At 64.1% G+C, this 20,996-nt stretch carries 6 protein-coding genes; 3 read left to right on the top strand and 3 right to left on the bottom strand.

What is annotated here, in order from left to right:
- Position 1 precedes the first annotated feature (1 nt).
- From rtxA to I6L38_RS03745, 3 genes are read right to left on the bottom strand one after another with little or no spacing between them, the layout of a single operon-like run.
- Positions 2-14,089 (bottom strand): MARTX multifunctional-autoprocessing repeats-in-toxin holotoxin RtxA, encoded by a 14,088-nt coding sequence (gene rtxA, locus I6L38_RS03755; protein WP_216989165.1) that lies wholly within the window; start codon positions 14,087-14,089, stop codon positions 2-4.
- A 17-nt stretch (positions 14,090-14,106) separates the two neighbouring features.
- Positions 14,107-14,568 carry an RTX toxin-activating lysine-acyltransferase RtxC gene (gene rtxC, locus I6L38_RS03750; protein ID WP_010634639.1) on the bottom strand — a complete coding sequence of 154 codons (462 nt, stop codon included), beginning with the start codon at positions 14,566-14,568 and terminating at the stop codon, positions 14,107-14,109.
- Positions 14,569-14,588: 20 nt separating this feature from the next.
- A complete protein-coding gene (locus I6L38_RS03745) occupies positions 14,589-14,987 on the bottom strand; it encodes a peptide chain release factor 1 (protein ID WP_201882924.1) in 399 nt (132 codons plus the stop codon).
- A gap of 307 nt (positions 14,988-15,294) precedes the next feature.
- Between I6L38_RS03745 and I6L38_RS03740 the strand changes: the two genes are divergently transcribed.
- The 3 genes from I6L38_RS03740 to I6L38_RS03730 are packed head-to-tail and all read left to right on the top strand — an operon-like array spanning position 15,295 to position 20,905.
- Entirely contained in the window at positions 15,295-17,382 is a 2,088-nt protein-coding gene (locus tag I6L38_RS03740) for a peptidase domain-containing ABC transporter (protein ID WP_216989164.1), read from the top strand.
- The gene (locus I6L38_RS03735) at positions 17,379-18,743 is read left to right on the top strand and encodes an HlyD family type I secretion periplasmic adaptor subunit (protein ID WP_216989163.1); all 1,365 of its coding nucleotides are present in this window, start codon (positions 17,379-17,381) and stop codon (positions 18,741-18,743) included. The genes I6L38_RS03740 and I6L38_RS03735 overlap by 4 nt, the downstream gene beginning before the upstream one ends.
- Before the next feature lie 2 nt (positions 18,744-18,745).
- The gene (locus tag I6L38_RS03730; protein WP_254204184.1) at positions 18,746-20,905 is read left to right on the top strand and encodes a type I secretion system permease/ATPase; all 2,160 of its coding nucleotides are present in this window, start codon (positions 18,746-18,748) and stop codon (positions 20,903-20,905) included.
- Positions 20,906-20,996 lie beyond the last annotated feature (91 nt).

Raw genomic sequence — 20,996 nt, 5'->3', positions numbered from 1 at the left:
CTCAGGCAACCCGCCCCTTGCCCTGGATCACATCACCCCAGGCCGACTGCACCAGGCTGTTGGCCTGGCTGTCGAGCCGGTTGAGCAGGCCCATGTCGCCCGCTTCGGGGGCGAAGCTGCTCATGGCCTGGATCAGGTTGTCCACCGCCTGATGGGAGAGCGCGCTGTAGCTGCGCTCGCCGTCAGCCTGCTGCTCGCCAAGCCCTATCACCAGCTGGGCCCGGTTGTCGGCGAAGTAGTTGCTGAAGGTGGCACTGCCCAGCTGCTCGAACTTGCCCTGCTCGCTGGTGCCGTCGGCACGACGGTTGACCAGCAGTTGCAGATCGTAGCCACTGCGCTTGAACCAGAGATCCCGCCAGCTGACATCGTTGAAGACGATGAAGTCCTCCTTGCCGATGTCCTGCACCAGGTTCTCTATCACGGCGCCACTGAACACGAAGCTGTCGACGCCGGTACCACCGCTGAACTGGTTCTGGTAACCGCCCAGCACCAGCAGGTCATCGCCGGCACCGCCATCGAGCTGGCTGAACTTGGCGACCTGGTCGGCGATCAAGCGATCCCGGCCGTCACCGCCCCGGATGGTGGCGTGATAGCCCATCAGCTTGACCTGGTTGTTGCCATGCTCGGCCAGCAAGCGGTTGTGATTGCCGAACACCATGGCAAAGTCATCGCCCTCGCCGAGCCGGATCTGGTTGTGATGACCTATGGTCACCGTGAAGTCCTGATCCGCGCCGGCATCGATCTGGTTGTAGTTGCCGGAGGTCACCAGATAATCCTGGCCTGCGCCCCCTTCCACTATGCCCTCTTCACCGAAGATGAAGGCCTGATCGTTGCCCTCGCCCATGAAGGCGCGGTTGACACGGCCGGCCAGCACGGCGACGTCGTCACCCTGCCCGCCGAACATCATGTTCTCCCGCCCCATCATGATCCCGGTGTCCTGACCGGCGCCGCCGGTGAAGATGTTGGAGGTGCCGGTGGCGTAGAAGACATCGTCCCCGCGACCACCCCAGAAGTTGTTGTTGTCGCCGAGGTAGGCCCCCAGATCCTTGCCGTCTCCCCCCCAGTTGAAGTTGTAGTTGCCAAGGGAGACATGCATGTCGCCATCTCCCTGCAGATGGCCGCTGTTGCGCAGGAAGTCGAAGGTCTGCTCCTTCATGTTGAGCAGATCGGCCGTCAGGTTCTGCTTGAGGTTCTTGGCCAGCGCCACCACCTCCGCCTGCTTGTCCCGGTTGAACAGGGTGGCAAACAGGTTGGGCAGGCTCAGGGCGTTGAAGCCGAAGGCCCGCTCCTCGGTGGCGGCTGGCAGCGCCGCCGGCTTGGCGTCGTTCCCCTGCTGCACCGTCACGGTCCCTGACTTGGCCTCTTCGGGCGCCTCGTCCTGCAGGCCGTGGGTACGGGCAAAGCTGCTGAGGGCATCTTCCCCCAGATCCAGCCCGGCCTTGAGCTGATCGAGCCATTTGGCCGGATCGGTCAGGCTCTTGAGCTGATCGCCGCCAAACTCGGCGATGACCCCCAGCATCTCCTGCAACAGGGCCGTCGCATCGATGGCCGCCCCATCACGGGCCACCAGCTGGCCACGGGCGTTGTAATCCACGCCGAAGATGTCCGCCAGCGTGGTATCGGCCCCCACCCCTGCCAGACGACCCAGCAACCGGTTCTGCAGCTGGCGCGGCAGATCGGTCGGGGTGAAGGTAAAGGTGGTCTTGGCCTGCCCGCTGGCGGTGAACTCCTGGGTCATCAACCCGAACAGGGAGCCCAGGTTGGTGTCCAGGATCGCCTGGATGTTGTCACCGAACACGAAGTTCCAGTTGCCCGTGGTGACCTGGATATCGGCCCCCTGACCGGCAACGGCAAAGTTGAAGACCAGCTTCTCGTTGGCCTGGCGCAACTTGCCCGCCCGGTCCAGAGGGCCCTGCGCACCCTGGCCACCGCCGGAAATGCGCTTGTTGAACTCCTTGTTGAGGGTCGCTTCCAGGTCGCTCTTGAGCCCGCGACTGCTGCGCTCGTTGCCGCTGTCCAGGGTGGTGAGCGAGCCGTATTCGACGCTGCTGGTCTGATCCAGACCGGCCATGTCGGCCACGAACTTGTTGGCGCCGGCCAGGGTCCACTGATCCCACTGGCTGGCAACCCAATCCGGTTTGGCACCGTCACCGGCGATCTGCTGCAGGGCACGGGCAATACGGGCGGCCCCGTCAAATGGATTGACCAGCGGCGGAGTGGGGATGGATTTCTCCAGCATCACGATGAGATCGTTGCTGCGCCCCAGGTTGAAGCTGACGTTGCGTTGCCCAACGAACAGCTGGGCCCCTTCCAGCGCCCGGTAGCCGGCGATGTCGACGCTGTGTTTGCTGTCGCCATCCCCGATATGCACCATGACGTTGTTGTCGCCGAAGGCCAGCGACTTCATGCCGCCCGTGCCTACCTTGACCCCCAGGTTGGTGGTCCCCCAGTTGAGGGCGGTGAACTCGCCATCCCCCACGTTGACCTGAACGTTGCCGGAGTAGCTGACCGCACTGCTGGTCTGGCTCGATGCCGTCTCCGGCTGGCGCTGTTTCTCGGGTGCGACGAAGGTCTCGTCGTTGTCGGCGATGGCGCCCCGGGCACGGCTTTCGCCCTCGCTCTGGCCCACTTTCGCCAGGTCGATGTCCCCTTCAGCCACGCCGCCGCGCACCCGCTCGTTGTACACCACGGGTTCGCCGGCGTCGTTGAGGGTCAACACCACCTTGTTGGCGGCAACCTTGCGGGCCCAGACATCCGCCTCACCACGGGTGTGCTTGCGACCCCCCTGGTCCACCGCCACCTCGCTGCTGCGAGCCGACACCTGGGTACGGATCCCCTCGTTATCCAGCGCCTGGATGAAGCGACGGGCAAAGCCGGCCTGCAGGTCGTCGCTCACCAGGGAGCAACCCACCAGGCTGACGTGACTCGGTTTGGTGGCCACGCCGGCCTCTTGTTGCAGACGATCGCCCAGGCGGCGCAGGCGTCCGGCCAGCTCGTCGGCACTGTAGCCACTGAGGCGGCTGTTGTTCTGTCCATCCTCATCGCGGCCATGGCCGACCACCTGCCAGCGGATATTGCCGGCCAGCTGAGCCGGATCGCCATAGATCACCCGATAGTTGCCATCTGCATCCAGCTGCACCACCACGCTGTGGTCGGGGTGTTTGCCGGCCAGGCTGGCCGCGGCCTTGGCAGCCACAGGATCATCTTCGGTCTGGATGATGATCTGGCTGGTGAAGCGGGTCTCGCCCCCTTCGCTGCCCGGCGTCACCTCAGGTTGCTGCCACTGGTTGACCCGCTGGTTGCGAACCGGCTGGTCTTCGCCATCCAGCGCCGCCACCGGCGTCCACTTCCTGCCGACATCGGCGTACTCGACCCGCTGACTGACATCGTCCGCCTGCAGGTGGAAGCGATTGTCCGCATCCACCTTCAGGGCCGGCAGCCCCAGACGATGGGTAATGCCGGGTACGAAACCTTCGATCCCCTTGTGGGACGCCAGGTGGGCACTGCCGTAGATGGCGACGAACTTCTCGCCGGCCGGCAACTTGCCCAATACCTCGACGGCGACGTTGTTGGCCGCCCCGGCCCGGTACATCAGGCCGTGCTCGGTGCCGGCGATGGCGGGTCTGGCGGTGCTGCCATCGTCCAGCGCCACGATCCGCATTCCCCGCTCCCGGGCCCGCTCGAACAGGGAGGGCTCCAGATGCTTGTTCTTGAGCATGCTCGTCAGCTCGGGAGACATCTCTCCCCCCGCCAGATAACGGTCGATCAGCGGCTGAGCCAGCTCACTGCGCAGGTGTTCCAGAGCGATGACAGTCACCCCCTGGGTCTTGAGCGCATCCATCTGCTCGTTGACGAACCGCAGACCGTTGACGTCGCTACCGTGGGTTTCGCCGATCAGCAGACCGTTGCGGTTATCCAGCAGGCGCGACAGCTGTCCGGCCAGCGTGCTCTCCCCGTCCAGCTGGTTGTTCAGCGTCCGCAGGGCATCGCCACCATAGCGGGCATCCCAGGCCGCCACATCGGTCTGCTTGCTGCTGTGATAGATGTTCTCGACCTGTGCGATACGGCGGGACTCCTGCTCGCCGAGGTAACGGCGGTCACCGAACTTGTCCAGCATGATCAGCTCGGCGGAGAGCTCAGATCCGGGGGCTGCCTGCTTGGCGGCCTCCTTGATGAAGTAGACCGCCATCTGGGCGGACTGCTCCCCCGTCATGTCCTGCAGCTCCTGGTAGGAGTAACCCAGATGAAGCACCTTGCGGGTGTCGTCCAGTACGGCACGGCTCAGCAGTCCCTCCCCCTGGGCTTCGCTCAGCCACTTCTTCAGATTGTCATGCTGTTCGCCGAGGACGACGTGGAATCTGGCCTCAAACGGCAGATCCGCCGGCACGACCCCCTGGTATCCGGCCTTGGCCGCCAGATAGGGGTCTTGCGCCGCCCAGCGCAGCACCATCTGGGTGAGACCCGGATGCTGGCCCTGCGCCTCTTCGGCGGCCTTGCCGATGACAATTGCAGCCAGGTCCGGGCGGGTCTTGGCCAGCGCCGTCACCTCGGCCTGCAACGAGGCCAGCTCGCCGCGATAGAGATTGCCGTGAAGCTGACTCTGCAGCTTGCTCAGCGCCGGGTTTCTGCCGGAACCTTCGTGCTTGACCAGGTAGTCGTCGATCAGATTGTTCAACCGCAATGCGGCTTCTACCTTGGCCTGTCCGCTGGCACCGTGCAGCGTGGCGAGCTGATCCAGGATCTGCTGATAAGACTCGCCAATGGGCTTGGCAAAGACCTGGGCAGCTTTTTTCAGCTCATCCGGGCTGTAGACGTCGGCAAACAGCCTGGCTGTGCGCTCCGTCACTCCCGTTTTGCCCGGCAGCTCCGCCATCGGACTCTCGTCAAATACCGGCAACTGCAGGATCTCCTGCAGGGTGACCTTGTTGGCCAGATCCTTGGATGGCTTGAAGCGGGCGAGCTCGGCGCCGTTCATCTCGCTGACCCTGAAGAACAGCGGCTTGCCATCCGGCCCCGGCTTGAGGTGGTAGCCATTGGCCATGTCCAGCCCCTCTTTGCCGAAGAAGCGGGTCATGTAACGACTGAACTTCTCGGCGGAGGAGAATTCGACGATGCCGGCATTGGGATCGTAGAAGCCGTAGATCCGGCCAGACTCTCCCTGCTTGGCCCAGGCCGCCATGGCGTGGCCCGGCGCATCCAGCTCCAGCAACACGGGGGCATCGCTGCCCTTGGCAGTCAGCTTGGTGAGCACGGTATCGAGCGAGATGGCACTCTTGCCCTCCCACTTCTCCTTGACGATGTCGTACTTGATGCTGCGCAGGCTGTCGTAGTTGTAGGCGGCCGGCGTGTTGGTGTGGATCTCCGCCAGGCTGCCCACCAGCTTGCGGGCGTTGTCCAGCTCGGTAGCCGAGTAGCGATCCGGGTTGTTGATCACCGCCGCTGCGGAGTAGAGCTTCTCCATCATGCGCCGCGCCAGATCGGGTTGCCCCTCGCTCTCCAGCTGCTTGGCGACCAGCACCAGCTTGGAGAGGGGATCGCAGCGCCCGCCGAAGCCGTCATCCGCCAGATTGAGCAGCAACAGCTGGGGAGCCAGATGCTCTCTGGCATATGGATCCGTGCCACCTTGCGAGGCCACGTCGCGGAACAGACGGTTGGACTGCTCAATCCTGGGTTTGATGGTGCTCTTGAGCGCCCGGTTTTCGATCTCCCAGGCCAGCGCGCCCTGTTGCTGTGGCGTCAGGGTCGGCTGGACGAACAGGTCCACCAGCTGGGTCATGCTCATGTCGGACTGGAAGCCCTCGACCACCTTGCCGGCCAGCCCTTGCTGATATCCGGCCAGGAAGGCCTTGGTGGTACGGATGTCTCTGGTCGCCCCGTTGCTGCCCACCTGCGGGGTGAGCGCCTCCTGGTAGCGCTTGAGATCGCGTCTGATGGCCTCGATGCCCTTGAGAGGCGCCTCAATGTCTGCAGTCGGCGGCGTGCGGTTGAACAAGTCACCCACGATCTGCTCGGCGTACTGGCCCATCAGGCGGTTGCTGGCCAGATGGCCATAGAAGGTCTGCTCACCGCTGACCTGATAACCGGCCACGGCCAGCTTGGCCCGCAGTTTTTCCCCTTCGCTGCCGAGCCCTTCGTTGTCGGTCAGCAGCATGATGGGCGTGCTCTTGGGCAGGCCGTCGAGGTTTTTCTCCACCGAGAAACGACCGTTGATCGCCTTGGCGATCGCCCCCACCAGACCGCCCGGGTTGGGCAGCTCGTGGGCCTTGATCGCCTTGCTCATGCTGGGCATGGGGCGATCGAGCAGCAGCCCGCCCACCGGCTTGCCCTGCTCGGCGGCATAACGGGCCAGATCGGCGGCGATGGGGCCGCCCATGGAGTAGCCATGGATCAGGATCTTGCCAGGGGCCACCCCGCGCTCTTCCACCAGATAGCGGAACATGGTGCGGGCATCCTGGTAGACCCCCTGCTCGCTGGGACCGCCATCGCTGGCCCCATAGCCGCGCAGGTTGACCGCCAGCATGTCGATGCCCTGCTTCTGGTAGTGGCTGCGAACCGCATCGGCCTGCTCCTCGGCGGAGGAGCCCGAACCGTGCAGGAACAGCACCACCTCGGGCTTGCCATCCTGCGGCGTCCCTGGCTGCTCGGCCCCCTTGTGCAGGTAACCGGATAGACGGCCGGCATCCCCTTGCAGGGTCACCTGCTCGGCCTCGCCCTGGCTCACCGCATGGTCGAGCAGTTGGCGGGTGATGTCGCCCACCTGGCGCCGCTCATCGCGGGTGCCGTAGAGGTTGTCGTTGAGGAAGCGGGTCAGCGGGTTGAGCGGCTGCTTGTCCAGCGGGGCCGTATCGGCATCCGCCGCGCCCGGGCTCTGATCCCCCGGCTTGTGGCCACCCAGGGCCTGCAGTCCGTTTGCATCCTCCGCTTGATGCTCGGCGGTGAGCTGGCTCCATGCCTCGGCATGGTTGGCCATCACCCACTCGGCCTTGTGGTTGGCAGAGGCCACCTTCTTGGCATTCTTGACCGGCGGCAGCCCCTGGCGCTCCCGATAGGCCTGATACCAGCTGTCGAAGTCCGCGCTCTGCTCGACCAGGTTGTTGACCGCCGCCACTATGGTGCGGCGACTGACCGGGTCGAACTGGTCGAGGGTCTTCACCTCCACCCTGGCGGTCGACTCCGACTTCGGCACAAACTGGCTCAGCTCGTTCGGCACCTGACGGAATTCGAACAGGATGGCAGGCTCGGGGTACTTGCCATCCCCCGTGGTGGCATTGTTGATGCCATGCCCGGCCACCTCGCCACCAAACTTGAAGTAGTCATAGATGTTCTGTGCCAGCGCCGGTGAATAGGCCGACTTCAGGGTCGCCAGGATCTGCTCGGACACCAGCTTGCGGTCATGGGCACTGAGCAGCGCCAACATGGCCACCGGCTTGGTTCTTGGCAAGATTTCCCAGGCATTCTTCACCTTGGGATCGGTCAACCCCTGGGCGTTGGGCGTGATCCCCTCGGCCAGCGGATCCCAGTCATTGATGTGAATGCCGTATTCCCGGGCCAGATCGGCCGTCTTGCCGTAAATGGAGGTGAGGTAGGCAAACACATTCTGTGCGGTGGCCGCATCCTCCCACTGCACATTGGCCGTGTTGGACAGCAACAGCTCCTTCAGCTCGGGGTGATACCAGGGAGCGGACTCCAGCAGCCGGATCTCCTGGGACGAGCCGGTACCAAACGCCTTGGCACTGACCGCCACGGTCGCCTGCTGGCCGCTCGGCGTCATGCCGATGGTCTGCCCCTGACCGTCACGGGCGGCGCCATTGCCGGCGGCGATCACGTGGTTGGCATTGGAGATGACCAGGGTGAAGCGACCATCCTCGCTCACCAGATCAGAGAGCCTGGTATGGTTGGTCTGGCTGATGTGCTGGGTGAACTCTCTGGCAAGCCAGAGCATGGCCTCCTTGCGCGCTTCCACCGCCTGCTGGTCCTGCATCTCGCTTGGGTAGGTCACCAGCTCGATGGTATGGGTCTGCCACTGGTTGATCCCTTTGACATCGCTTATTCCGGCGGGATTGGTGTACCCCCCCTGGTTCATGTCCTTGGTCAGCATGAACAGCGGATTGCCTGCCGCGTCGTGCACGTAGCCAAACTTCTGTGCCGAGTTCTTCGGCAACGCCACCACCAGCCCAGTCAGCTCGTTCTCGATGCCGATGGAGGAACCGTTGAAGTGGCTGCTGAACTCAGGCACGGCCTTGCTGCCCGTGCGGGGGCCATGCAGGCCGGTGAGATCCACGGCAGCCGTGGCCAGTACCTCATGCTGCTGCACCGGCTTGGTCGCCGTGGCTGTCGCCTGCGCCTCCTCCTGCACCAGGCTCGGTGTTGGGGTTGGGGTTGGCGTTGGAGTCGGGGCCACCGGCGGTGTCGCCGGTTGACGGATCCCGGCATTGATCTGCAGGCGGTTGACCGCCGCCAGCGCCCCGTCGAGGGCGGACTGCTCCTGCTCGCTCAGCCCGGTGGCAGTGTCGATGGCCGAGGGTTGGACCTCATCAGGAGCCGACACGGTGCCGACGGCGGGCACATCCAGCTCGCCGGCCTGCGGCAGGGGCTGTGCGGTGGCCGAGGGCTGGCCGGGCTGGGCACCCTGGCGGTTCGGCTTGTCGCCGCTCTGCTTGAGGCTCGCCGCATTCTGCTTGGCCTGGTTGGCCTGCAAACCGGCCTGGCTGGCCGCCTGCTCGCCGGCGAGCTGCGCCTGGCTGGCACTCGCTTCGCCCTGCTGCTGGCGCGATGCAGCCTCTCCCTGGCGAGCCAGCGCGTCGAGACGGCGCTGTTCGGCCTGGGCGGCCCGCTGCTGGCCAGCCGCCTCGGCGTCACCTTGCAGCTGTTCGCTGCGCTGCTGACCCGTCTTGGACTTGGCCAGCGCGCTATCGACCTGCTGGTGCTGCGCCTCATGGCGGAGCCTGGCATCTTCGATCGCCGTGCCGGCCGTGCTGCCGGCATCGTCCAGATCTTCCTGAACCGTGCTCAGCAGGTGGTCGGCAAAGCCGGTGCGCCAATGCTGGCCGGACGGCTCGCTCGCCGCGTCAGGGGATCTGACCTGGTCAAACTGGCGGGCCAGCGTATCGAGCTGCGCCGTCATGTCGCGGGCTTCCGCCTCGATGGCGGCACGCTGCTGCTGGCCATTCTCCGCCAGCTTCTGCTGGTCGGTAGCCTCCAGCTGGGACTGGCTCCCGGCGATGGCGGCCAGCTGCTGCGCCTTCTCCTGCTCGAGCCGCTGTTTGTCGGCATCGGCACTCGCCTGATCGCCTCTCGCCCGGGCGGCGTTGTCGTCTTGTGCCAGCTGGGCGCTGACCTGGCCTATCTCGGCCTTGCCGGCGACGGTGGCCACCACATTGTCGAGCAGGTAGCCAAGGCCGTTGTTCTCACCGGTACCGCGGAACGCCAGGGTATTGGCACCCTCTCTGGCCGTCAGCGTCAGCGCCTTGCTCTGCCAGCTGCTGGCGTCCCCTTCGCTGGCAAACACCCGCTCGCCATTCCACAGCACCTCGATGCCGTGTTGCAGGGAAATATTGGCCCGACGGGCAAAATCAAATGTCAGGTTGACGGTCTCGCCCGCCTTGAGGCCGGCAAGATCCTGGGAAATCTGGGTATTGCGGTCAGTCGACAGTTCGCTGACCCGGGCACCGTGCCCGTCGGTCGCCAGCCCGTAAGTGGCGGCGGAAAAATCGGCCTCGATGCCGGCGCCGGCATGTTGCCAGCCGTGCGCACCCTGTTCGAAATCGCCGTTGACGATGAGGTTCTCGCCCCCTCGGGCCAGCCCCTGCTCATCGAGCTGCAGCGCCTTGTCCATGGCCTGCTCGTCGCGCTCGCCGGCCTGGCTCACCTTGCCGGTCAGACTGCCGGCCAGGGAGGATTTCACCTCGCTTATCTCGTCCAGACCAAAGCCGCTCAGTCCCTGCACCTCACCCAGGCTGGCCGCTTGCGGGGTCTTGATCGGGCCATGTTCATCGCCCTGCACCAGATAGTTGATGGCCTGGTTGCCCGCGCTGCCGAGCAGGGTCTGCTTGATGTTGTCAAACAGGGTGCCGAGCTTGTTGCTGCTGGTATTGCTGCTGGCGACAGCCAGGCTGTAGAAGTCGCCGTTGCCGATCTTGATCGCCACGTTGTGGCGGGCATAGGCGGCCGTGATGTCCAGCCCGTCGCCGATCTGGACATTGGCATTGCCCTTGCCCTTCATGACAGCAACGTTGAGGCCGTTCCCCACCTTGGTGTTGAGGTTGTAATCACCCCAGGCCAGGTTGACGGTGGTGCCATCACCTACCTTGACGTTGTTGTTGAACTTGCCGTAGGCGGCCGTCACGCTCAGACCGTCCCCGACCGTGGTGGTCTGGTTGACCTCCCCCTTGGCGAGGGTGACCTGGATGCCGTCCCCCACCCGGGTGACGATGTTGGCCTTGCCAAGCAGCGCCTGATAGCCTTCGCCATCCCCGACCTGGGTCACTATGTTCGCATCGCCCTTGGCCAGCACGACCTGACGACCATCCCCCACCTTGGTGATGACGTTGGCCTTGCCCCAGGCGCCGGTGTAGCCATCGCCGTTGCCGACCTGGGTGACCAGGTTGGCCTCCCCTTGCAGCACGGCCACTTCACGGCCATCCCCCACCTTGGTCAGCACGTTGGCGCGGCCCTTGGCGAAGCTGTAGCGATCGCCGTTGCCGACCTGGGTCAGCAGGTTGACGTCGCCCCAGGCGCCCTGCACCACCAGCCCGTCACCCACCTTGGTGATGAGGTTGGCGCGCCCCTTGGCCAGGCCTATGGTGCTGCCGGCCCCGACGTGGGTCATCACGTTGCCCACTTCGGAGATGAGCAGGCCCACCGTGGTGCCGTCACCTATCTTGGTCAGCAGGTTGCCCTTGCCCCACAGCACGCCGGCGGTGGTGCCATTGCCCACATGGGTCAGCACGTTGGCATCGGCCTTGGCGATGGCGCCGAGGAAGTCATCCCCCACCTTGGTGATGATGTTGGCCTTGCCCAGCGCCAGCACGCCGGTCAGACCGCTGCCGACATGGGTCACTATGTTGGCCTTGCCGAACAGGGCTGCCAGCGTGGTGCCGTTGCCCACCTTGGTCATCACGTTCAGCTCGCCGGCAAACAGCCCCAGGCTGGTGCCGTTGCCAATGTGGCTGTAGACGTTGGCCTTGCCGATCATCAGCGCGGCCGTCAGGCCATCCCCCACCTTGGTGAACAGGTTGGCCTGCCCCAGCATGGCGGCGAAGGTCTCGCCAGCACCGACGTGGGTGAAAACGTTGGCATTGCCCACCATGGCGGCCAGCGTCATGCCGTTGCCCACCTTGGTCGCCAGGTTGCCCTGGGCCAGCATCAGCGCCACGGTCAGGCCGTCACCGATATGGGTGAAGACGTTGGCCTTGGCCACCATCAGCGCCAGTGCATTGCCATCGCCCACCTTGGTGAAGACGTTGGCCACCCCGCCCATCAGGGCCCAGGCATCGCCTTGGCCTATCTGGGTAAACAGGTTGCCGGCGCCGATCATGGCGGCAATGGCCGTGCCGTCGCCCACCTTGGTAAACAGGTTGCCGGCGGCCCCCATCACACCCAGAGTGTCGCCGTTGCCGACATGGGTCAGCACGTTGGCGCCCCCCAGCATCACGGTGGAGAGATCGCCATCGCCGACCCGGGTCAGCACGTTGGCAGCCCCCAGCAGCAGCGCCTGGGTATCCCCCTGACCAATCTGGGTCAGCACGTTGGCGCCGCCCCCCAGAATGGCCTGTACCTTGCCGTTGCCCTTCTTGGTCAGCACGTTGGCGCCCCCCAGCAGCACGGCGCGGGTATCGGCAGCCTCGTCCCCCTGGGTGACGTGAGTCAACACGTTGGCCCCGCCCAGCAGTCCGGCCGTCAGCTGACCCGCGCCGAACTTGGTCAGCACGTTGGCACCGCCCACCGACAGGGCATCGAGCCGGCCGTTGCCGACCTGGGTCAGCAGGTTGAAACCGCCCCCCGCCAGCCACAGCCCCTGGCCATCGCCCAGCTGGGTATGGGTGTTGTAACCGCCCAGCATGACCACCTGGCTGTCGCCACGGCCCTGCTGCACCGAGATGTTGCCATAGGCCAGCAGACGGGCCAGGTACTCGCCATCCCCGCTGCGCACCAGCACGTTGGCCGCACCGGCGGCATAGACATCCATCCGGCCCTGGGCCCCCTGGTGGACCAGCACGTTGGCAAGGCCCGCCCCACGGAACACCAGGTCGCCACGCTGACCGCGCTTGATCAGCACGTTGGCCGCACCGGCACCGTTGAAGTGGATGTTGCCCTCGGTCACGTCGGACTCGATGACGTTGCCGCCACCGGCGCCGTCAAAGAAGATGTCACCCTTGCTCTTGCCGCCACTTTGCTGACGGGGCAGCAGCAGCTGGCTGGAGAACTCGCGGGTGGCCGGCAGTCGATCCGACACGGCCGTGACGGTGTCGAGCTGGTAGTGTACCTCGCTCAGGGAGTAGCCCCCCGTCCCCATGGCGGTGAAGCCGGTATGCTCCGAGATGACCTGATCGGCCAGCCCCGCCAGGTGGTTGCCCTCCTTGTACCAGGCCTTGGCGAGGTACTTGAGCGCCCCGGTCTCCCGGTCGTTGGCCAGCTCCACCACCACTATCTTGGTGTAGGGGCCAAGCTGCTTGGCAAACACATAGGTGTTGGCCTGCACCCGGGATTTCAGCGCGCTCACGTCGACCTTGGTGCCATCCTCAAAAATGGCGTAACCGCTCATCTTGGCGCTGGAGAGCGTCACGTCGGCCGCCGCCACGTTCACGCCGCCACCGTAGTTGATCCAGCTGTTTTCGGTCAGATCCGCCTCTACCGCCTCCAGCTTGATGCGCTGGCGCCGCTCGAACACCAGATCGCTCAGCCGATAGGCGCCGTCGGTTTGCGTCGAGATGAAGCCGTTGTGCTCGTCGATCTGACGACCGGCCAGCCCGTCGAGCTGGTTCCCCTCCTTGTACCAGGAGGTGGCGTGATAGCGCAGGGCTCCACTCGCGCCATCGTTGGAGAGCTCTACCCGGTTGATCTTGGTGTACATGCCATCGAAGAAGGCAAACAGGTAGGTATTGGGCTGCAGGCTGGACTTGATGGCCGTGACGGCCTGGGACTGGTTGATCCAGCTGCCGCCCATGGTGGCGGTAGTCAGCGCGATCTCGTCGGCACGGGCGCCGGCGAAGGGGGAGCTGTCGCTGTCCGCGCCCTTGCGGGAGAGATGGTTGTAACCCCCCGCCCCCTTGAAGTGGATGTTGCCCTCAGCCACGTCCGACAGCAGCCGGTTGTAACCGCCGGCCCCGTTGAAGTGGATGTCGCCGCGGGTCTGCAGGTACTCGTCCTGCTCGTTGCGCAGCCGAGACAGCTCGTTCCAGCCGCCGGCTCCGTTGAAGCTAATATCTCCCTCGCGCCCCTTGCGGAACACCTTGTTGTAGGCACCGGCCCCGTTCAGGGTGATGTTGCCGGACTCCACCAGGGAGCTGATGATGTTGGCCGCACCGGCCCCCGAGAAGTGGATGTTGCCCTGCGAGCCCTGATACTGGCTGTGCCAGGTGCGGTCCAGCTTGTTGGCCGCCCCGGCGCCGCTGTAGCTCAGATCGCCGCGGTCGGTCTGGTGCCAGAGCTTGTTGTAGCCGCCGGCCCCCTCGAAGCTGACGTTGCCGCTGATCCCCTTGCGGGTCAGGAAGTTGGCCAGCGCCGCCCCCTGATAGCGGATGTCGCCGTCGCGCCCCTGGTGATCGATGTTGGTCGCCCCGCTGGCACCGGCAAAGTGAACGTTGCCGGACTGGGACTTGCTGATGTCGGCGTAACCCGCCGCCCCCTTGACGGTCAGGTTGCCGGAGTCGTCAACCACCTTGAGATAGGCGGCACCGCCATAGACGCTGTCGTTGCCCGTACCGGTATAGACGGTCGCACCGATGGATCCGACCCGGATGGTGTCGTCACCACCATAGGCACGGATGACGCCACCAAAGCCATAGGCATCGATATCATTGTTTCCGTCATCTGCCGTGTAATTACCGGTAAAGAAGTACTCAATACTTCTCCATACACTCTTTCCCATGTATTAACTCATTATGATTAAATGGAAAACCACTGCACCCTGCGAACACATTGACCATGCTCGGCATGAACATGACCACGCACGGTGCAGACCCGCTGCCCTTTCCATGGCAAGAATATCCGGCGACGCAGATCGCTCACCACGGCGCGGGCATGTCCGTATGGCGCTATCATCTCCGGAATAAAAATATGGTCGCCGGATTGCCAATCCTCACGGATCAGCTCGCGCTCGGCGGCCAGCAAGGTGTTACGAATGGATAAAGAGACAAACGCCCAGTTACAAAATGCAACCGGGCGTCCGTGTGAGTCTTCATAATAGCAGAACTGGTTCAACTCAAATGCTGGCAATATACGTTGCTGCCACTCGGCGACGGAATAACGCCGATGGAGAGAGGAGTGCTGACTGAGCAGCATGACTCCTCCCAACATATGTTGTTTTTGTTGCCAGTTCGGTTCCGTTGGTTGCAATACCAAGTGCATTGACTCCCCAAACAGGAAATTTATTTCTTCTTGCGCGGTGCAGCCTGTGCTGTGGCGGCAGGAGCGCTTTCCTGCGCATCGGCAGGGGCGGCCGGGATCAGGCCTGCGGCAATCAGCTTGTCGAACTCGGCGGCCATGCGCGGATCTTCAAGCATGTTTTTTATCATTGAAACCATATACATAAAGCCAGCAGCCGGCATGTGAACCGTCTGTTTCAGCGCCAGCTCACTGTCACTTTCCGCCATGACGCCCTGCGCCATCTTGAGCGGATCCTGGCCGACGAAATAGAGGGAAAAAATACCCTTGTTGTAGTTGACGCTGGATACTGTCTGTACAAACTGCTCTGTCATATAAATTCCATTATCAATAAATATAAGGTAAAACAAAAAACAAAAATCCCGCCAAAGATAAATCAACATGGCGCTAACATCTCATTTTTCGCTATATTTACCATATTTGAAAATATTATCCGGTTCAATTAAACAATGATTCAAAAATAGAGTAATTACGTCAAAATAAATATCAATGAACTCATTAAGGTTAATTGAGGCACACCTCCTGGGAACACGTCAGGATATATGGACTCAATAATTTATTATGGAGTTTGTCAGTGTATATAAAATTTGACAGGGAATTATCGGCTCGTTAGTATGCGCGCCCTGCCTGCAACAGGTCACCTTGCCCCATATAAACAGGAGGGGTTTAAACGCGGCAACGGGGTATATTATGACTGCGCATGACGAGTCTGTTTTGGCATGCTTGAAGATTATTACCGGATTATTGGGCTGTCCCCCTAAAGATATAGATATCACGCCAGACGAACCCTTTGATATTATTATCGGTAGGCTGCAGCAGCAGACCGACAGCCGGATCCGCCAACGTCAGATTGCTCCCCGCAAACTCGCCAAACAGACGCTCCCCCTGGTGCTGCTCAGTGACAGCGGCGCCCCCTTCGTGCTGGCCCAGCGCCAGGGGGAACAGGCCCTGATCCTGGACCCCGCCGTCGGCAACCCGCAGGTCATCGGCCAGCAGGAGTTGCTGGCTCGCTGGAACGGGCGTGTCTATGAAGTGCGCAGGCAACAGAGCCGCTTTGACATCCGCTGGTTCATTCCCGCCTTCCTGCAGCAGAAGCGGCTGCTGGGGGAGATACTGCTCTTTTCACTGGTCTTGCAGCTCCTGGCGCTGATCTCCCCGCTCTTTTTTCAGGTCGTCATGGACAAGGTGCTGGTGCATCAGGCCTGGTCGACGCTGGACGTGCTGGTGTTCGGGCTGCTGATCACCGCCCTGGTGGAGGTCTGCCTGCGCGGATTGCGGGAATATCAGTACGCCCACACCGCCAACCGGATCGACATCCAGCTCGGCCTGCGCATGGTGCAGCACCTGTTTGCCCTGCCTCTGCTCTATTTCAAGAGCCGCCAGGTGGGCGCCATCGTGACCCGGGTGCAGGAGCTCAACACCATCCGCGAGTTCCTGACCGGCACCATGTTTACCCTGACGGTGGACGTGCTGTTCATGTTCGTCTTCCTGGCGGTCATGGCCAGCCTCTCCGGCATGCTGACTCTGGTGATCCTGCTCTCCATCCCCGCCTATGTGCTGATCGCCTGGTGGATCACGCCGCGCATGCAGCATGCGGTCGAACTGCAGTTCGGCCACGCCGCCGCCAATACCGCCTTCTTGAACGAGACGGTCGCCGGCGCCGAGACCCTCAAGAGCCTGGCGCTGGAGCCACGCTTCGTGCGGCGCTGGGATGAGCAGACCAGCCAGATGGTGACCGCCGGTTACCGGGTGCAGCAGCTCAACAACGCCTCCCAGCACGGCGTCATGTGGCTGCAAAAACTGGTGAGCGCCGGCGTGCTCTGGCTCGGTGCGAGCGAGGTGATCAGCCTGCAGCTCACCATAGGCCAACTCATCGCCTTCAACATGATGGCCGGCCACGTGGCCCAGCCCCTGTCACGGCTGGTGGAGCTGTGGGGCCAGTTCATCCAGACCCGGATCGCAGTGGACAAATTGGGTGACATGCTCAACCTGCCCCCCGAGCATCAGCGTGACGGCGCGGGTCAGGTCAGTGCCGGCGCCATTCAACTGGAGCGGGTGCGCTTTCGCTATCAGCCGGACGCCCCCCTCATCATCGATGATCTCTCCCTGACCATAGCGCCCGGTGAAACGCTGGGGGTGGTCGGCGGCTCAGGCTCGGGCAAGAGCACCCTGGCCAGGTTGCTGCTGCGCCTCTATCAGCCCGAGCAGGGCGAGATCTTCATCGACGGCCAGCCCATCCGCCAGCTCCCCCTCCACCACCTGCGCCAGCAGATGGGGGTGGTGCTGCAGGAGAACCACCTGTTCAACAAGTCGGTACGGGACAATATCGCCCAGTCGGTGCCCCATGCCAGCCTGGACCAGATCATCCGGGCCGCCACCTTGGCCGGCGCCCACGACTTCATTCTGCGGCTGCCCCTTGGCTATGACACAGTGCTGGCGGAGGGGGGCAGCTCGCTCTCCGGCGGCCAGCGCCAGCGCCTCGCCATCGCCCGCACTCTGCTGGCCGACCCCAGGATCCTCATCTTCGACGAGGCCACCAGCGCCCTCGACGATGAGTCGCAGGCCCTGATCCAGCGCAACATGCGCCAGATCGCCTGCGGCCGCACCGTCATCACCATTGCCCACCGTCTCTCCACCGTGCGCCAGTGCGACCGCATCATAGTCCTGCAACGCGGCAAGATAGTGGAGCAGGGTGACCATGCCAGCCTGCTGGCGCGAGGAGAGCACTACGCCCGGCTGTGGCGGCTGCAGCAGGACTTGCACGAGGAGACCCCATGAATCTGCGTACCTGGCTGGCCCGCTTTCGCCAACCCCGTCCACCCCGGCAGGCGGATACCCACTACGGCTTTCTGCCGGCCCACCTGGCGCTGGCCGAGACGCCCCCCTCTCCCTTTGCCCGCATCACGGCGCTGACCCTCAGTGCCGGCGTGCTGCTGACCCTGCTGTGGGCCTGCTGGGGCGAGCTCGACATCCAGGCCACCGCCAGCGGCCGCCTGCTGGTGCTTGGCCGCAGCCAGCTGATCCAGTCCTACGAGCAGGCCAGGGTGGTGACCATCCACGTGGAAGACGGTCAGGTGGTGGCCGCCGATGCGCCGCTGCTGACCCTCAATACGCTAGGGGTCAGCCAGGATCTGAGCCGCTTGCGACAGCAGCAGGCCTTCCAGTACCAGACGCTGATCCGCTACCAGGCGCTCTACCGGGAGCAGACACCCGACCAGCATCCGGACTATGCCAGGCTCACCCCGGAGCAGCAGCAGGCACTGGTAGAGAACTACCAGAGCGAGCTGCACGAATTTCACAGTACCCTCAGCAACCTGCAGGCCGAACTCGGGGTCAACCAGGCCAACCAGGCCGCCAGGCGGGGTGACATGGCCTCCCTCACTACCCTGCTGGCCAACATCCGGCCCCGCCTGCAGGCCCGTCAGACCCTGAGCCAGTCCCAGGCCATCTCCCGGGTGGAGTATCTGGAGCAGGAAAAAGAGCTGCTGGAGACCCAGCGCCAGCTCGCCCAGCAGCGGGCGGAGCTGGAGGTGCTGCAATCCCAGCAGCAGAGCCTGCAGGAGCGGCTGGCCGGCTTCAAGGCACAGAAGCAGCGGGAGTGGATCGAGAAGCGCCAGCAGGCCAGGCTGCAGCTCACCACCATCGAGCAGGAGCTCGCCAAGCTGCGCGAGCGGGAGCACCTGGAGGTGATCCGCGCCCCCGTGGCCGGCACGGTGCAGCAGCTGGCCATTCACACCCAGGGCGCCGTGGTGCAGCCGGCCCAGCAGTTGCTGGTGATCGTACCCAACGAGGGGGTACAGCTCGCCGAGGTGAAGATCCTCAACAAGGACATCGGCTTCGTGCACGAGGGGCAGGCGGTGAGCATCAAGGTGGACGCCTTCCCCTACACCCGCTACGGCACCATAGATGGCGAGCTGGTGAGCGTGTCGCGCGACGCCACCGCCGATGAGCAGCTGGGGCTGGTCTTTGCCGCCAGGGTCAAGCTGAGCCAGGGCGAGATGCTGATCGACAACCAGCCCGTCAGGCTCACTCCGGGCATGTCGGTGGTGGCGGAGATCAAGACCGACCGGCGCCGGGTCATCGACTACCTGCTGAGCCCCATTCGCGAGTATCAGGCCGAGGCGCTGCGGGAGCGATGAAGATGGATCAGACCCACGCCGCCGACCGCGCTCCCGTCGCCAATGGCGCCCTCGCCGCCCTCACCCACGCGGCCCATCAACTGATGCTGACCGCCGATGCCGATCAGCTGGCCCACGCCCTGGGTTGCGATCTGGCACCACCCGACCTAACGGTGCGGGAAGCCGCCGCCCACCTTGGCCTGCGCAGCGCCCTGTCACAGGGGCCTGGCTGCCCGCTCGCGGCGCTGCCACTGCCGGCCTTGCTCAAGCGGGACGGCCGCTGGTACACCATCACCGCCATCACGCCAGCGGGCTGGCAGCTGTTTGATCCCGCCAGCGGCACCAGCAGCCTGCAGCCGCTGCCGAGCCAAGCCGAGGCGGCGCAGTGGCACTTTCTGTTGCTGGCCCAGCAGGATCTCACCCCGGCCGAGGTCAAGTTCGGGCTGAGCTGGTTCAGCCCGGCGGTGCTGCGCCAGCAGAAACAGCTGCGGGACGTCTTCTGCTTCGCCATTCTGCTGCAGCTCATCGCCCTCGCCAGCCCGCTGCTGTTCGAGAACATCATCGACAAGGTGCTGGTGGGACGCAGCCTCGGCAGCCTGCACGTGCTGGCTCTGGCCATGGTGGCACTGGCCTGCGCCGAGCCGCTCTACGGCTTTCTGCGCGGCCAGGTGTTCGGCCATCTGGCCAACCAGGTCAATGCCGAGCTCTCCGGCAAGCTCTATCGCCATCTGGTCGGACTGCCCATCGGCTACTTCAAGACCCGCCAGACCGGCCAGATCATCGCCCGGGTCAAGGAGATGGCCCAGATCCGCCAATTCCTCACCGGCTCGACCCTGATGCTGGTGCTGGATCTGCTGTTCATTCTGCTGTTCGTCGGGGTCATGTTTCACTATGCCCCGCGCCTGACCGCCTGCGTGCTGGGCTCGCTGCTGATCTACTTCCTGCTCTGGTTGCTAATTGGCCCCCTGGTGCGCAAGAAGGTCGAGGCGGAGTATCAGGCGGATGCCGATGCCACCAGCTTCCTGACCGAGGCGGTCACTGGCATCGAAACCATCAAGACCACGGCCACCGAACGCCGCTTCTACCAGGAGTGGCAACGCCTGCTGGCGCGTCAGCTCAGGCGTGGCTTTCAGGCCAAGAAGGTGGGACTGGCAGCCGGCCAGGGCATCGACCTGGTACAAAAGCTCACCGCCGCCCTGCTGCTCTGGCTTGGGGTCGGCGAGGTACTGAACGGTCGCATGAGCCCGGGGGAGCTGGTCGCCTTCAACATGCTGGCCGGCCACGTCACCCAGCCGGTGCTGCGCCTTGCCCAGGTGTGGCAGGATTTTCAGCACACCCTGATCGCCCTGCGCCGGGTCGGCGACATCCTCGACGAGGCGCCGGAGCATGGCAACCACGGGCTCGCCTCCGTGCCAGCCCTTCAGGGCGCCATCGAGTTTCGCCACATCCGCTTTCGTTACCAGCCGGATGCCCCCGAGGTGCTGGCCAACCTCTCCTTCGCCATCGAGCCGGGGCAGTTTATCGGCATCACGGGCCCGTCCGGCTGCGGCAAGAGCACCCTCACCCGCTTGCTGCAACGGCTCTATGTGCCCCAGCATGGTCAGGTACTGGTGGACAACATGGATCTCGCCATCGCCGATCCCGTCTCCCTGCGCCGCAACATGAGCGTGGTGCTGCAGGAGAGCGTGCTCTTCTCCGGCACCATCGCCGACAACATCCGCATCTGCCGCCCCGATGCCACTCAGGCCGAGCTGGAGCAGGCGGCGCAGCTGGCCGGCGCCCTCACCTTCATTCGCGAGCTGCCCCAAGGCTTCGAGCAACAGGTGGGAGAGAAGGGGGCCCGCCTGTCGGGCGGGCAGCGCCAGCGCATCGCCCTGGCCCGTGCCCTGCTGGTCAACCCCAGGATCCTGCTGCTCGACGAGGCCACCTCGGCCCTCGACTATGAGTCGGAAGCGGCCATCATGGCCAACATGGCGGCGATCCGCCGCGGCCGCACCCTCATCAGCATCGCCCATCGCCTCAATACCCTGCGCGAGGCGGACCGCATCCTGGTGATGGAGGCGGGGCAGATAGTGGAGTCGGGCAGCCACCATGAACTGCTGGCTCGCGAGGGGCTCTATGCCAGGCTGTGGCGCCAGCAGACCTCTGATGACGAGCTCCCGGCCATGGCCCGCACCGGCTAATGACTGGGTTGTAAATAATGGCGGGCTGATTCAGTCCCGATACAGGCGGGGCTGTTAGGATCCGGATTGACTCTCCCCGTCATAAGCCCTC

The organism is Aeromonas sp. FDAARGOS 1408 (genome assembly GCF_019048665.1).
GTDB classification, from domain to species: Bacteria; Pseudomonadota; Gammaproteobacteria; order Enterobacterales; family Aeromonadaceae; genus Aeromonas; species Aeromonas dhakensis.
Note: the sequence above shows the minus strand (reverse complement) of the source record. Positions and strands in the feature narration are given on the sequence as shown.

Coding starts and splice junctions, on each gene's coding strand:
- rtxA (WP_216989165.1), bottom strand. CDS start 14,089: ATGGGAAAGAGTGTATGGAGAAGTATTGAGTACTTCTTTACCGGTAAT.
- rtxC (WP_010634639.1), bottom strand. CDS start 14,568: ATGCACTTGGTATTGCAACCAACGGAACCGAACTGGCAACAAAAACAA.
- I6L38_RS03745 (WP_201882924.1), bottom strand. CDS start 14,987: ATGTTGATTTATCTTTGGCGGGATTTTTGTTTTTTGTTTTACCTTATA.
- I6L38_RS03740 (WP_216989164.1), top strand. CDS start 15,295: ATGACTGCGCATGACGAGTCTGTTTTGGCATGCTTGAAGATTATTACC.
- I6L38_RS03735 (WP_216989163.1), top strand. CDS start 17,379: ATGAATCTGCGTACCTGGCTGGCCCGCTTTCGCCAACCCCGTCCACCC.
- I6L38_RS03730 (WP_254204184.1), top strand. CDS start 18,746: ATGGATCAGACCCACGCCGCCGACCGCGCTCCCGTCGCCAATGGCGCC.